The 13,019-nt window shown below is 72.1% G+C and carries 12 protein-coding genes; 5 read left to right on the top strand and 7 right to left on the bottom strand.

Features of this window, described 5'->3' with window-relative positions:
• Positions 1 to 119: 119 nt before the first annotated feature.
• Positions 120 to 1,166: a phosphotransferase family protein gene (locus tag ACIBSV_RS21710; protein WP_395865386.1), complete on the top strand. Its 1,047-nt coding sequence runs from the start codon at positions 120 to 122 to the stop codon at positions 1,164 to 1,166.
• 166 nt (positions 1,167 to 1,332) lie between these two features.
• Entirely contained in the window at positions 1,333 to 1,911 is a 579-nt protein-coding gene (locus ACIBSV_RS21705; RefSeq protein ID WP_395865383.1) for a dihydrofolate reductase family protein, read from the top strand.
• Positions 1,912 to 2,127: 216 nt separating this feature from the next.
• On the opposite strand, the gene ACIBSV_RS21700 is transcribed toward ACIBSV_RS21705, so the two are convergent.
• From ACIBSV_RS21700 to ACIBSV_RS21690, 3 genes are all read right to left on the bottom strand, one after another.
• Positions 2,128 to 2,955 (bottom strand): hypothetical protein, encoded by an 828-nt coding sequence (locus ACIBSV_RS21700; protein WP_395865381.1) that lies wholly within the window; start codon positions 2,953 to 2,955, stop codon positions 2,128 to 2,130.
• A gap of 144 nt (positions 2,956 to 3,099) precedes the next feature.
• Entirely contained in the window at positions 3,100 to 3,480 is a 381-nt protein-coding gene (locus tag ACIBSV_RS21695) for a hypothetical protein (protein WP_395865379.1), read from the bottom strand.
• A 172-nt stretch (positions 3,481 to 3,652) separates the two neighbouring features.
• Complete coding sequence (locus tag ACIBSV_RS21690; protein WP_395865377.1) at positions 3,653 to 4,522, bottom strand: RimK family alpha-L-glutamate ligase; 870 nt, start codon at positions 4,520 to 4,522, stop codon at positions 3,653 to 3,655.
• A gap of 213 nt (positions 4,523 to 4,735) precedes the next feature.
• Here ACIBSV_RS21690 and ACIBSV_RS21685 point away from each other — a divergent pair, with 213 nt between their 5' ends.
• Positions 4,736 to 5,533, top strand: a complete 798-nt coding sequence (locus ACIBSV_RS21685) for a histidine phosphatase family protein (RefSeq protein ID WP_395865375.1) — start codon at positions 4,736 to 4,738, stop codon at positions 5,531 to 5,533.
• 311 nt (positions 5,534 to 5,844) lie between these two features.
• Here ACIBSV_RS21685 and ACIBSV_RS21680 read toward each other — a convergent pair whose 3' ends face one another.
• From ACIBSV_RS21680 to ACIBSV_RS21670, 3 genes are all read right to left on the bottom strand, one after another.
• Positions 5,845 to 6,444, bottom strand: a complete 600-nt coding sequence (locus ACIBSV_RS21680; RefSeq protein ID WP_395865373.1) for a hypothetical protein — start codon at positions 6,442 to 6,444, stop codon at positions 5,845 to 5,847.
• 520 nt (positions 6,445 to 6,964) lie between these two features.
• On the bottom strand, positions 6,965 to 7,807 hold the full coding sequence (locus tag ACIBSV_RS21675; protein ID WP_395865371.1) for an SDR family NAD(P)-dependent oxidoreductase: 843 nt from the start codon (positions 7,805 to 7,807) through the stop codon (positions 6,965 to 6,967).
• On the bottom strand, positions 7,804 to 9,015 hold the full coding sequence (locus ACIBSV_RS21670; RefSeq protein ID WP_395865369.1) for an LLM class flavin-dependent oxidoreductase: 1,212 nt from the start codon (positions 9,013 to 9,015) through the stop codon (positions 7,804 to 7,806). Before ACIBSV_RS21670 ends, ACIBSV_RS21675 begins: the two co-directional genes overlap by 4 nt.
• A gap of 334 nt (positions 9,016 to 9,349) precedes the next feature.
• Here ACIBSV_RS21670 and ACIBSV_RS21665 point away from each other — a divergent pair, with 334 nt between their 5' ends.
• Both ACIBSV_RS21665 and ACIBSV_RS21660 read left to right on the top strand, forming a co-directional pair.
• Positions 9,350 to 11,035 carry an ABC-F family ATP-binding cassette domain-containing protein gene (locus ACIBSV_RS21665; protein WP_395865367.1) on the top strand — a complete coding sequence of 562 codons (1,686 nt, stop codon included), beginning with the start codon at positions 9,350 to 9,352 and terminating at the stop codon, positions 11,033 to 11,035.
• Positions 11,036 to 11,175: 140 nt separating this feature from the next.
• Positions 11,176 to 11,688, top strand: a complete 513-nt coding sequence (locus ACIBSV_RS21660) for a DUF6228 family protein (protein ID WP_395865365.1) — start codon at positions 11,176 to 11,178, stop codon at positions 11,686 to 11,688.
• Positions 11,689 to 11,856: 168 nt separating this feature from the next.
• Here the strand turns inward: ACIBSV_RS21660 and ACIBSV_RS21655 are convergent, their stop codons facing one another.
• On the bottom strand, positions 11,857 to 12,849 hold the full coding sequence (locus tag ACIBSV_RS21655) for an asparaginase (protein WP_395865363.1): 993 nt from the start codon (positions 12,847 to 12,849) through the stop codon (positions 11,857 to 11,859).
• Positions 12,850 to 13,019: the final 170 nt, after the last annotated feature.

Raw genomic sequence — 13,019 nt, 5'->3', positions numbered from 1 at the left:
CGCGCGGCTCGGCCGGGAGTTCATGCTCTCGGCAGGGTGCGCGGAGCCGTCCCGGGGGCTCGGTCGGGCGGCGCGACGGTCGGGGCGGTGTGGTGGCGCCTGGGTAGGGTGTCGGATCCATGGGAATCCAACTAGTGCCGATCGGTGACACGTTGCGGGCCGCGCTGGGCCCGCCGAAGAGGGCGGAACTCCTGGACAGCAGCCCGCGTTCGCGGGTGTGGCGGGTGGAGTTCGGCGGCGAGCGGGCGATCGTCAAGCAGATCATCGGGGCGGGTGACCACCGCTACGGCGCGTCCGAGCGGTTCGCGCGGGAGGTCGCGGGGCTGCGGCTGGCCGCGCGGGGGCCGGTGGGTCCCGAGGTGCTCGCCACCGATCCCGACGCGTGCGTCATGGTGCTCGAACATCTCGACGACCTGGGCCGCATCGACGACTGGATGCCCGGGTACGCCGACGCGTTGGCCCGACTGCACGCGCTCACCGGCGTGGCGGACGCCGAGGCGCTGCCCGCGTGGCGCCCGCCCACCGCCGCGGACGCCGAGTCGTTCCTGGCGCTGGCCACGACGCTGGAGGTGGCGATCCCGGCGGGCGTACCGGCCGAGTTGGCCGCGCTGCTCACCCGGCTGGAGCCGGTCGGTCGGTATGCCCTGCTGCACGGTGACCCGTGTCCGGGTAACGATCTGCGGACCGCGGACGGGGTGCGGTTCGTCGACTTCGAGCAGGCCGCGCTCGGTGACGGGCTGGTGGAACTCGCTTACTTCCGGATCGGGTTCCCCACCTGCTGGTGCGCGATGTCGGTCACCGGCACACCGTTGGCCGAGGTGGAGGCGGTGTACGCGTCGACGTGGCGGGCGCGGACCGGACGGGCCATCGACCCGGGGACGGACATCGCCGACGCGTGCGCGGGCTGGTTGATCCGCGGCGACGCGCTGGTCGAACGGGCCCATCGGGAACGGGTCGACCAGTTGGCCCGGGTGCCGGTGCAGGACTTCACGTGGGGTCCGGTCTCGGCACGCGAGCGCCTGGTACACCGCCTCGGTGTGGTCGCCGACACGGCGACCGAGCCGTTGCGCGAGTTGGGTGAGCTGGCGCGGCGGCTGCGCGGGCGAATGGCGGCGGCCTGGCCGGGTCTGCGTCCGTTGCCGGGGACGGACACGCGGCCGTGGTGACGGGACGGGGGCTTGGGTCGGGCGGGCTTTCCAGGGCGAGACGGATGAGGCGGACGAGTTTCGAGCGAGAGCTTGCAACCACTACATCTGAAGTACTATAACTGTAGTCATCATCGGGCGGCCGAGCCGTTTCGGCCCGCTCGGCATCACTACGGAAAGAGTTCGCATGCGAAAGCTCACGTACTTCGTCGGCACCTCGCTCGACGGCTTCATCGCCGGCAAGGACGGAAGCGTCGACTTCTTCCCGGTCGGCGAAGACGTCCTGGCACACCTGGTCTCCGAGTATCCGGAGACGCTCCCGGGGCATGTGGCTCCGCACGTGGGGGTTGCGCCGGACGCCGAGTTCCGGCACTTCGACACGATCGTGATGGGTCGCGCGACGTACGATCCGGCGCTCCGGGAGGGCATCACCAACCCGTACAGCCACCTGCGCACGTACGTGGTCACCAACAGCATCACCGAAAGCCCCGACCCCGAGGTGACGCTGATCGCCGGCGACCCGGTCGCCAAGGTCCGCGAGTTGAAGGCAGAGTCGACCGGCAAGGGCATCTGGCTCGCGGGCGGCGGGTGCCTGGCGGGGAGCCTGATGGCCGAGATCGACGAACTGGTGATCAAGACCTACCCGATCCTGATGGGCACCGGGATCCCGATGTTGTCCGGCGGGTTCGAGGTCACCGCGTTCACCCGTACCGGTGGCACGGTGCTCGAGCACGGGGCGTCCGTCGCGACCTACCGAAGGACGTGACGCGGTGGCGGTCGCGATCGTGCGTGCGGTCGCGGCGTGGCCGGTGAGCAGGCGAGTGCGCTCGTGACGCGGCGGATCGATGTGGTTCGATCCGCCGCGTCACGTCGTGTTTCGGCGCGGCGGCCCGTCGACGTGGGGGCGCCGGATTCGGGTACCGCGGCGGGGGGTTCACGCCTGCGGGATGTGGAGCCGGGGGCGGGGGCGGGGCTTCGGGGTTCAGGCGAGGGGGAGTTCGAAGTCGAGGACGCGGTGTTCGATGCGCAGGCCGGCGAGCGGGAGGGCTTGGCGGACGGTGCCTTCGGTGTCGCCGTCGAATTCGAACACGGCGAGCTCGTGTACGTCCGGGTGCTCGCGGCGGAGCGAGTCGACCAGTTCGGCGACCACGGCCCCGAGGATGTCGGCCGCGACGCCGGGGGCGGTGATCGCCTCGCCCGCGTTGAGGTACGCCCGGCCGTCCGCGATGTCGACGGTGAGTTCGGCGCCCTCGCCGATCAGGCCCACGCGGGGCGGCGGCAGGGCGCGTACGCGGATCGCGGGTAGCCCGCCCGGAGGCCACCAGCCGTGTGGGTCGACCGTCCAGATCCGGGCGATCTCCCCGGTGACCCGGGCCGCGAGCGCGCGGGCCGCGTCGCCCTCCGGCCCGGTGTCGGTACCGCTCCAGTGCAACACCCGGGCGCCGACCGCGCGGGCCTGTTCGGCGGCGCGCCGGTACATCGACACGAACGCGGCGCGTTCCTCGGCGGTCGCGGGAGGATCCCCGGCATAGGACCCCCGGACCAGCCGGCGGGCGAGCCGGTCGGCTCGCTCACCCTGGGTGGCGACGCCGGACTCGCCGTCGCCGTAGATGCTCACCCAGCCGAGCAGTCGGCCGGCGCGGCGCGCGCCGACGGTGCCGATGCGATCACCGGACCCACCGGCGTCGGGGCCGGCGTCGGTGCCCACCGGTGCCGGTGCCGGGAGGCCGACCGAGGCGTACACCTCCGTGGCCCGCCGGTCCTCGGCCGCGGGATCGCCGTCCCACTCGAGGGAAATGTCGTGCTTCATCGGTCCATCGTCTCCCGGACCGGGAGGCCGTACAGATCGGATACCGCCGTCCGGCCGAGCCGGATCGGGCCAGGGGAGGGGCGCGACGAAGCGGGTGGACGACTCGCGGTGTCGGGCCGCTTGTCGCGATCGCCGCGGTGTCGGTCAGTCGGCGGTGGGGCGGGCGAGGCGGCGTCGGATGTGGTGGATGCGGCGGTCGGCGATGGTGCCGTCCTCGATGCCCATGCGGACGCGGCGTTCGAAGCCGCGGATGAGCGCCTCGGCCAGCGGCTCGTCGGGAGCCTTGCGCCACGACTTGGGGCGCTTCGCGAACAGGCCTTCCTCTACGGCGTCGGCCCCGGTGCCGTCCCGGACGCCGGTCAGCGCGGTGAGGACCAGGTGCTCGCGGCGGCGATTGGCGCTGTGCACCGCGCGCTTGTTCCGACGGATGTTCCGGCGCGAGCTCTTGTCGTTCTCGCCGTAACCGTTGCGTCGGTCCTTGAGGTAGCTCAGGCGCTTGCGGTCCTGCGGATTCCGGCCGGTCATGACGTCGCTCGCCTTTCGGTGGGATGCGCGGCTGTCACGGTACGCGGCCGGCACTCGCGCGGCGACGCGATTTCCGGCCGCCCGAGCGCGTGCGAGGCCCGACCGGGGTGGTCGGGCCCCGCGCGACGGGTGCCCGGCCGGCGGTGGGCCGAAGGCCCGGGTGCGGCGCCGGCTACGGGTGCAGCGCGGCGACGATCGTGTCGGCGAAGCGCTCGGCGGCGCCCTCGGAGTGGGCGAGGAACAGCGACGGTTCGGTCAGCTCCAGTTCCAGCAGGGTGGGCGTGCCGTCGGCGTCGGGAATCAGGTCGACGCGCGCGTACAGCAGTGGGCCGACCGGGATCTCGGTCAGCACCCGGGCCGCGACCGCGAGTTCGGCGGCGGATGGTTCGCGGGCGTCGATCCGCTCGGACTTGTACAGGCCGTCGACCTCTTCGGCGGTGCCGTCGAGCATCGGGCCCTTGCGGACGGCGTGGCTGAAGACGCCGTCGAAGTAGACGAGCGCGGACTCGCCGACCGTGTCGACGGCCGCCAGGTACGGCTGCACCATCACGGTCCGGCCGGCCGCGAGCAGGCTGGTGGCGTGCCCGGCGGCGAGCGCGCGTTCCTCGGGGACGGCCAGGTCGTAGCGCTCTGTGTCCATGGATCCGGCGCCGACCGCGGGCTTGACCACGTGCACGCCGGACGTGGGCAGCGTGACGGTGGAGTCGGGCTCGAGCCACATCGTCTCGACGACGGGCAGGGCCGCCTTGGTCAGGTCGCGCAGGTAGGTCTTGTCGGTGTTCCAGGCCACCACGACCGCCGGGTTGGCCAGGCGCGGCACGCTCGCGGCCCACTCGACGAACTCCTTGCGGTGCGCCGGGTAGTCCCAGACCGAGCGCAGGATCACCAGGTCGTACGCGGCCCAGTCCACCGTCGGGTCGTTCCACACGGCGGCCTCGGCGCGGATACCGCGAGCGGCCAGCGGTTCGACGAGCAGGCGATCGTCCGGGTCGAGGTCGGGCAGCTCGGCGCAGGTGACGAGGGCGACGCGAGGTTCGATCATGCGGTCAGATTATCCGGACACACGGATGGATGATCACACAAGTCCGGCCGTGTCTCGTGTGATGGGCCGACCGGATGGTCGGTGCGGACCCGTCGCCTCGCGCGGCCGGGTTCGGAGCCGACCGGCCGGAGGATGTGGGGTGTGGCCCGGTGGCGCGTTTCGGCCCGGTCCCGGGGGTGAGAACCATGAGAGGGAACGAAGCTTGGGGGCACCGTGGGCAGCACGTTGGACAACGCGCCCTTCGGGCCGGCCGAGATCGTTGCCGTGCGGCACGGCGAGAGCACCGCCAACGCGGCCATGGCCACCGCCGCTGCCGCCGCCGGCGCGGGCGACGCCCCCGGCGGGTCCTTCCGGGCCGGTCGGGGATCGGAAGAGGACGCGGAGTTCGGCGAATTCGCCGCGGCGATGACCGGTCGCGACGCCGACATCTCGCTCACCGCGCGTGGCGAGGATCAGGCCGCCGCGGTCGGGCGTCGGCTCGCGCTCAAGGGCGAGACGCCGGACGTGGTGCTGGTCTCGCCGTACCGCCGGGCCCGCTCGACGATGCGCATCATCGCCCGCGAGGCCGCCCGGGTGGGCCTGTTGCTACCCCCGCCGCGCCGCGACGAACGGCTGCGCGACCGCGAGATGGGCGTGCTGGAACTGCGGACGGCCGCCGCGATCGAGAAGCTCTACCCGGACGAGGCCGAGCGTCGGCGCCGCGTCGGCGACCTGTACTACCGCCCGCCCGGCGGCGAATCGCTCGCCGACGTGGCGCTGCGGCTGCGCACGCTGCTGGCCGACCTGCGGCACGAGGCGCCGGGCGCGCACGTCCTGATCGTCGGCCACGACGCGACCGTGCTGATGCTGCGGTACATCCTGGAGGGCCTCACCGAGACCGACGTCGATCGCCTGGTGCGGACCGATCCCGTGGGCAACGCCTCGATCTCGCGCTGGCGCGTCCGCGACGGGCGTCCGCGCGCGATCCGCTACAACGACACGCGGCATCTGCGCGGTATCGACGTGCATTGAGCGCGGGCGGCGGCGCGGAGCGGGTTCGGGCAACCGGACGGCCGAAATGCGCCCACACGGCGCGATCTTGATCGATTGCATCGGGGTGAGCGGCGTGCTGGTCGTCGGCGCCGCCACCGTCCCGTCGCGTGCGTCGTGATCGGCGTGGCGTCGTTCACGATCGCGTCGGCCGGTTGCGGGCTCGCCGCGGACGCGCCGCAATCGGTCGGCTGCCGGGTCGCACAGGGTGCGGCGGCGGGGCCCTGATGGCTCCTCGGGTACTGGTGCTGATCGGCTCGTCGTGCCCCCAGGGTTCCGACGGGCCGCCGGGTTCAGTTCGAGTGGCGCGGCCGGGCCCACGGGAGCCGCTTGCGGAAGCGCTCCATCGGCGGCACGGGATCGATGCACAGGTCGAGGAGAGGCGTGTCCGGCGCGAGACGGGCGAAGGCGGCGGCCAGGCCCGCCCGATCCTCGGGGCCGGCCCCCTGCCACGAGGTCATGACATGGATGGTGGGAACGCCGGGGACGAGACGCCATCGGCGCATCCATGCGGGGAAGACGTCGCTCTTGCCCCCGCGTGTGACGGCGGCGCCGATCGTGACCAGGCGACTCGACGCCGAGGGGTTCCACAGGACCACGTACTCGACGTTGCCCCACGGGATTCGTCGGGGCGTTCCGTGTCGGTGAAGCGGCGGCCGGGCGAACGTGATGCCCTGGATATCGGCCCGAAAAACCGCGGTGTTGCGTGTCGCGAAATTCGCGGCGGCGGCGAGCAGTGGGAGGCCGCCGAAGAAGACCCAGCAGAAGATCGCCAAGGGGAGAGGGGTCCCGGGCAGAAAGGCTGCCGCGCAGAATCCGGCAGCGCACGCAAGGGGGATCACCGACCCCTTGATCCACCGGTGGTGCGATTCGAAGGCTCGACGTCCGGTCACGACCCCGATCCTGCCGGCAGGCAGGGCCGACCGACACGGTGGACGGCTTGCCGGTCGCGACGGGTTGGGGGCGGCGGCCGGCGGTCGGGCACGGGGGAGTGGGCCCGACCGCCGGCGCCTTGATACCCACGGGGTGGGGGGTGCGCCGTCGCGCATCCGGGGGTGTCAGGTCCCCTCCCGTCCCGTTCGGTGCCCTTTGGTTTCCCGTCTCCGGGGCCGGAAAACCGTCTCGGATCGAAGAGGTCGAACCCGGCCGTAGCAGGCTGCCAACCGATCGCGGACACGACCGTTCGGAGGCGATAGCGCCATTACCGATCAGAAACATGACGCATCGTCAGTAACCGGAAGAGGAACCCCCGCGCCCCTTTTCGGCCCTGATCAGCCGCTTGATCACCGATCCGGCGCGCCCGTCGGAACCGACCCGATCGGGCGCAGTCACCGCTACGGCGACCCGCGGCCGAGCCGGTCCCGCGGGCGCCCGGCGTCACCCGCTCCGCCCGGCGTCACTCGTCGGCCGGCGTCATCCGTTCGACAACCGCTCCAGGGCTCCGATCAAGTCCGGATAGCGTCGGGTTCGGGCGCCGCCGTCGACTCCGTACACGCTGCCCGAGACGAAGGACGCCTCATCGGAGGCGAGGAACAGCACCACGGCGGCCACCTCTTCGGGTTCCGCGAAACGGCCCAGTGGGGCGTTCTCGACGTACTCCTCGACCACGCCCGGGACATGCCACATGCCGGCGGTGGCCCGGGTGCGGATCAGGCCCGGGGCCACGGCGTTGACGCGGATGCCGGCCGGTCCCAGTTCGAGGGCGGCGACCTCGGTCAACGCGACCACGCCGGCCTTGGCCGCGCAGTACGCGCCCATGCCCCGACCGGGCTGGACGGCGTTGAGCGAGGCCAAGGTGATGATCGAGCCGGCCCCGCCGTCCCGGGCGCGCATCGCGCGGCCCGCGTGCTTGACGGTCAGGAACGCGCCGTTCAGGCACAGGTCGACGATGCGGCGCCAGGCCGCGTAGTCGTGGTCGGCCAATTCCGCTGCCGTCCCGCCGCCCGCGTTGGCCACCGCGATGTCCAGGCCGCCGAAGCCGTCCACGGCGACCTGTACCAGCGCGGCCACGTCGTCCTCGACGGTCACGTCGCACAGCCGGGTGGCGCACCGCTCCGGGCCCAACTCCTCGGCCAGCGCCGCGAGTCCGGCCGCGTCGATGTCGCCCGCGACCACGTACGCGCCCTCGGCCGCGAAGCGTCGTGCGACGGCCAGGCCGATGCCCGCCGCCGCCCCGGTCACCAGTGCGACCTTGTCGGCGACGCGCCCCACCCCGATACCCCGATCCGCCGCGCTTTCCTCGATCCGCTCGCTCACGCCGTGCTCCCCTTCGTGTTCTCGTAGTCCTTCAACGCACCGCCGACCGCCTGCGCGGTCCGGTCGCGCCAGGTCTCGGAGAGGCCCACCTGCCAGTCCTGGGACGCGAGCGGGGCGTACGCGGCGCCGGTGAAGTACGGGATCACCTCGCGCGCGATCAACTCGTAGGAGCGCTTCGTCGCCTCGGGGTCCGCGAAGTCGGCGCCCATGAACAGGTAGGTGCCGAAGCCACCGGACTTCTGCCACAACCGCTCGATCTGACGGATCGCCATCTCGGGCGTGCCGCAGATGAACGACCCGGTGGCGTTGCCGTGTTCGATCCGCTCGGCGAGGGGCGTCGCGGTGTCCAGCGGGATCGGCAGCACCTTGGCCTGGTAGTTCTGGATGCCTTCGAGGCCGTAGGCGACCTCGCGGCGCGCCTGCTCCTCGGTCTCGGCGATGTGCATCATGCCCATCAGTCGCCACTTGGACCGATCCATGCTCTGCCCGTACCGCTGCGCGACCTCGTTCGCGATGCCCCAGTGGGTGCCGAGCGCGTCGAAGCCGCCCTCCTGGCTCGCGGCGATCGAGAGCATGCCCGCGCCGAACCGTCCGGCCGTGCGCGGGCCGGCGGGCGAGAACGTGGCGGCGACCGCCAGCTCGAACGACGGGTGTGTGTACGGCCGCAGTTGCAACCGGGCGTCGCGCAGCGTGAACCAGTCGCTCTCCCGGGTCACCGGCTCGCGACCGGCCAGCAGGGCGACGATCGCCTCCAGCGACTCTTCCATCATGGCCCGCTGGCGCGCCGTGTCGATGCCCAACATGTGGGCGTCGGAGGCGAGTTGGCCGGGGCCGACGCCGAGCATGACCCGGCCTCGGGTGAGGTGGTCGAGCAGCACCATGCGATCCGCGACGTGCAACGGGTGGTGGTACGGCAGTGAGACGACACCCGTGCCGAACCGGATGTGCCGGGTCCGCGCGGCGGCACTCGCGATGAACAGTTCGGGCGAGGCGACGATCTCCCAGCCGCCCGAGTGATGCTCGCCGATCCACGCCTCCGCGTAGCCGAGTCGGTCCAGGTGCTCGATCAGGGCCAGGTCCTGTTCCAGCATCAGGGTCGGGTTGCGCCCGGCTTGATGGAAGGGGGCCAGGAACACCCCGAACTCGAGCGGACTGCGTTCGCCCCGGGCGACCTGCCCGGCGATCTGCTGCGGTTCCGTGTGCGCCACCGCGACTCCTTGGATAACCCCGAAACTGATGAGCCGTCACCGTTCCAGCTCGCGATGCGCGAAGCAAGAGACGCACTATGCGAAAGGATTCCCGCCGCGTTCCCGGTCGACGGGGACTCGTCGCAACCGTCGGGTGATGGCGCGTGCGCCTTCGGTGATCGTCGCGTGCCGTCTCGGCGGACCCGGGAGGGCCCGGGAGGGTGAAATGCGTTGGCTCGGGTGGGGTCGAGCGGGTAGGAAGGGGTGTCATCCTCGGAGTGACCGTGGGACCCACCACCGAACGCAGCCTCGGACCCACCACCGACGAACGCAGGACGAAGGACGCGCGCACGCCATGGGCTACATCGATGTCAACACCGTCGGCTTCACCCTTCCCGACGGGCGTGTCCTGCTGGACGAGGTCTCCTTCCGGGTCGGCGACGGCACCACCGTCGCGTTGATCGGCGCGAACGGCGCCGGCAAGACCACACTGCTGCGGATCATCACGGGCGAGCTGAAACCGGATACCGGCGCGGTCGCCCGTACCGGCGGGCTCGGCATCATGCCGCAGTTCGTCGGCCGGATCCGGGACGCGTCCACCGTGCGTGACCTGCTCGTCTCGCTCGCCCCGCCGCGGATCCGGGACGCGATGCGCGCGGTCGACGAGGCCGAGCTGGCGCTGATGGAGAACGACGACGAGAAGCACCAGATGCGCTACGCCACCGCGCTGGCCGAGTTCGGCGACGCGGGCGGCTACGACATCGAGCCCGCGTGGGACCAGTGTTGTCAGGCGGCGCTGGGCACCACCTACGACGGCGCCAAGTGGCGCGAGGTGCGAACGCTCTCCGGCGGCGAGCAGAAGCGGCTCGCGCTGGAGGCCCTGTTGCGTGGTCCGGACGAGGTGCTGATCCTCGACGAGCCGGACAACTACCTCGACGTCCCCGGCAAGCGCTGGCTCGAACAGTCCCTGCGCGAGACCCAGAAGTCGGTCCTGTTGGTCTCGCACGACCGCGAACTGCTCGCTCGGGCCGCCGACCGGATCGTCACGATCGAACTCGGCGCGGCGGGCAACACCGTGTGGATCCACGGTGGTTCGTTCTCCACCTACCACGAGGCACGGCGCGCCCGCTTCGAGCGGTTCGAGGAGTTGGGCCGCCGCTGGGACGAGGAACACGCCAAGCTCAAGGCGTTGGTCCTGATGTACAAGAACAAGGCGGCCTACAACGACGGCCTCGCCTCCCGGTTGCAGGCCGCCCGGACCCGGCTGCGCAAGTTCGAGGAGGCCGGCCCGCCGCAGAACATCCCGCGCGAACAGGACGTCAAGATGCGGCTGCGCGGCTCCCGCACCGGCAAACGCGCGGTGATCGCCGAGGGGCTCGAACTCACCGGCCTGATGCAGCCGTTCGACACCGAGGTCTGGTACGGCGACCGGGTCGCGGTGCTCGGCTCGAACGGCTCGGGCAAGTCGCATTTCCTGCGCCTGCTCGCGGCCGGCGGCACCGATCCCGAGGCCGAGCACGAGCCGGTCGGCGACACGGTGATCGCGCCGGTGGCGCACACCGGCCGGGCTCGGCTGGGCGCGCGGGTACGGCCCGGGTGGTTCGCGCAGACGCACGACCACCCCGAGTTCGCGGGCAAGACCCTGGTCGACATCCTGGGCCGGGGCGACGAGCACCGCAGCGGGTTGGGCCGCGAGGGGGCCGCGAAGGTTCTGGACCGATACGAGTTGGCCTACGGCGCCGAGCAGCCCTTCGACACCCTCTCGGGCGGCCAACAGGCCCGGTTCCAGGTGTTGTTGCTCGAACTCTCCGGCGCCAATCTGCTGCTGCTCGACGAGCCGACGGACAACCTCGACCTGGTCTCGGCCGAGGCGCTCCAGGACGCCCTGGAGGCATTCGACGGCACCGTGCTGGCGGTCACCCACGACCGCTGGTTCGCGGCGTCCTTCGACCGCTTCATGGTCTTCGGCCAGGACGGCCGGGTCCGCGAGACGGACGGCCCGGTATGGGACGAGGGCCGCGTCGAGCGCGTTCGCGGCTGAGCGGGCCCACCCGGGTGGGCCCGAAGTCCTCGGGTCACCCGGCGTCCAATCGGCCGCGCGGTGCCGGTCTTCGGGCGGTCGCACGCGAGTACTCGTAACCGGAATGACGCCGACGGGTGCTCTGCCCTACGGTTCGGCGGATGCATCCCCACTTCGACGCGGCGAACGAATCGAACGAGCCGACCGAATCGTCCGGCCCGAACGACGTGATCGTGCGGTGCAACGACGATCCGAACACCGGGATTCGCCTTCGGGGCGCGGTCAGTCCGGACGACGAGGTCGTCGCGCACTACACCGCGTCGCGGCTCGTGCACTACACGGTCGAGATCCACGCGCCCGGGATGGCCGCCCGGTTGGACCGCGTGGTCGGCTGGACCGGCGAGGCAACCGAGATAGACGGCTTCCTGACCGACCTCGCCCGCGACTTCGGTGGTTGGGACGGTGAGCGCCGCTGGCACACCGACGATCGCGATCTCACCGTCACGGCGGTCTTCCGGTCCGGCGGGCGGATCGCGCTGACCTGGGAGTTGCGACCGCGGCGCATAGGCGCGTGCGGGTGGGCGGCGTCCGTGACCACCGTGCTGGAGGCGGGGGAGCAGTTGGCGGCGCTGGCGGCGGACGTCCGGCACTTCCTGTCCGCCGCCGACGGCTGACGGGCGCGATCCGCACGCGGGCGACCCGGCTCGGCCGGCGGCGTATCGAGGGGGAGAGCCGGTCGGGCGAGCAACGGGACGCGTGGGCCCAGGCGTTGGACGGGTGGGTCGATCCGCGGCTGTGGGCGGGCGGGACCGGACCGGCGCCGCGGACGGGGGCGGCGACACTCAGCCGTGGGCGGCGAACCCCGCGACCACGGCGGCGCGATCCGCGCCCGACGCGAGGAGCAGGCGCAGCAACACCCGAGCCTTGTACGGGTCGAGCAGGCCCGCGTTGATCAGGCCGCGGCGTTGCAGGTCGGTCTCCGAGCCGATCGCACCGTACGTGTGCCGCAACACGGAACCGGCGCCGGTGCGCGAGGTCAGCACGACGGGGATGCGTTCGGCCAGCGCGCCGAGTACGGGCGCGAGCGAGGCCGGGACGTGGCCGACACCGAACGCGGCGACCACCAGGCCGCGTTGGTCGGCCGGGAGGTCGACGAGCAGCGCGCCGTCGTCGTCGAGGGTGACCGTGTACAGCGCCACTTTGGCCGCGGTGAGCGCGGCGGGTTCCGGGATCGGCAGCGGCTCGTGCCGCGGCGGCGTGCTGAGGATCCGTACGGTGCCCTCGATCACGTGTCCCAGCGGTCCGGTGTCGGGCGAGCGGAACGTGGCGGTACTCGTACTGTGCGTCTTGCGGACCCGGCGCGCGGCGTGGATCTCGTCGCCGAGGACCACCAACGCGCCCAGGCCGCGGGCCGATTCGGCGACCGCCACCCGGGCCGAGGCGAGCAGGTTCGCGGGGCCGTCGGGGCCGGCCAGCGTCGGATTGCGCATCGCGCCGGTGAGGACGAACGGCTCCGGGTGCGGCCAGACCAGGTCGACGAGGTAGGCGGTCTCCTCGAGCGTGTCCGTGCCCTGGGTGACCACGACGCCGAGCGCGCCCTCGGCGACGGCGCGCGACGCGGCGGCGACCACGTCGAGAACCTGCGTGAACGTCAGATTCCCACTGGGCACGGCCTGTACGTCCCGCACGTCGAGCGGCACACCCAGGTCCGCCAGGGCAGGCACGGCGGCGGTCAGTTGCGCGCCGTCGAGACGGGCCACGACGGTGCCGGCGCCCGAGCCGACGGCCCCGGCCATCGCGATCGTGCCGCCGAGGGTGAACAACGCGACGCTCATCGGCCGAGTCTCCCCATTCATGGATTCGGTGGGTCGTTGATGCGGTGGATCGTGGCTTCGGTGGGTCATCGCGTTCCGTGGTGCGGCGAACGCCGCCAAGGTAGCGGTCCGCCATCGAGCGCGTGATCGCCGGGCGACACGTTTCGTCGGGTGCCACGTGTGGCGGGGCC

It is taken from the genome of Embleya sp. NPDC050154 (assembly GCF_044460165.1).
Classification (GTDB): domain Bacteria; phylum Actinomycetota; class Actinomycetes; order Streptomycetales; family Streptomycetaceae; genus Embleya.
The sequence above is the reverse complement of the archived record's forward strand: the minus strand, read 5'-3'. Positions and strand labels throughout refer to the sequence as shown.

What these genes read in the sequence shown, in the direction of transcription:
- ACIBSV_RS21665 (WP_395865367.1), top strand. Translation starts at nt 9,350, where the DNA reads ATGGGCTACATCGATGTCAACACCGTCGGCTTCACCCTTCCCGACGGG.
- ACIBSV_RS21700 (WP_395865381.1), bottom strand. Translation starts at nt 2,955, where the DNA reads ATGAAGCACGACATTTCCCTCGAGTGGGACGGCGATCCCGCGGCCGAG.
- ACIBSV_RS21690 (WP_395865377.1), bottom strand. Translation starts at nt 4,522, where the DNA reads ATGATCGAACCTCGCGTCGCCCTCGTCACCTGCGCCGAGCTGCCCGAC.
- ACIBSV_RS21695 (WP_395865379.1), bottom strand. Translation starts at nt 3,480, where the DNA reads ATGACCGGCCGGAATCCGCAGGACCGCAAGCGCCTGAGCTACCTCAAG.
- ACIBSV_RS21660 (WP_395865365.1), top strand. Translation starts at nt 11,176, where the DNA reads ATGCATCCCCACTTCGACGCGGCGAACGAATCGAACGAGCCGACCGAA.
- ACIBSV_RS21705 (WP_395865383.1), top strand. Translation starts at nt 1,333, where the DNA reads ATGCGAAAGCTCACGTACTTCGTCGGCACCTCGCTCGACGGCTTCATC.
- ACIBSV_RS21710 (WP_395865386.1), top strand. Translation starts at nt 120, where the DNA reads ATGGGAATCCAACTAGTGCCGATCGGTGACACGTTGCGGGCCGCGCTG.
- ACIBSV_RS21655 (WP_395865363.1), bottom strand. Translation starts at nt 12,849, where the DNA reads ATGAGCGTCGCGTTGTTCACCCTCGGCGGCACGATCGCGATGGCCGGG.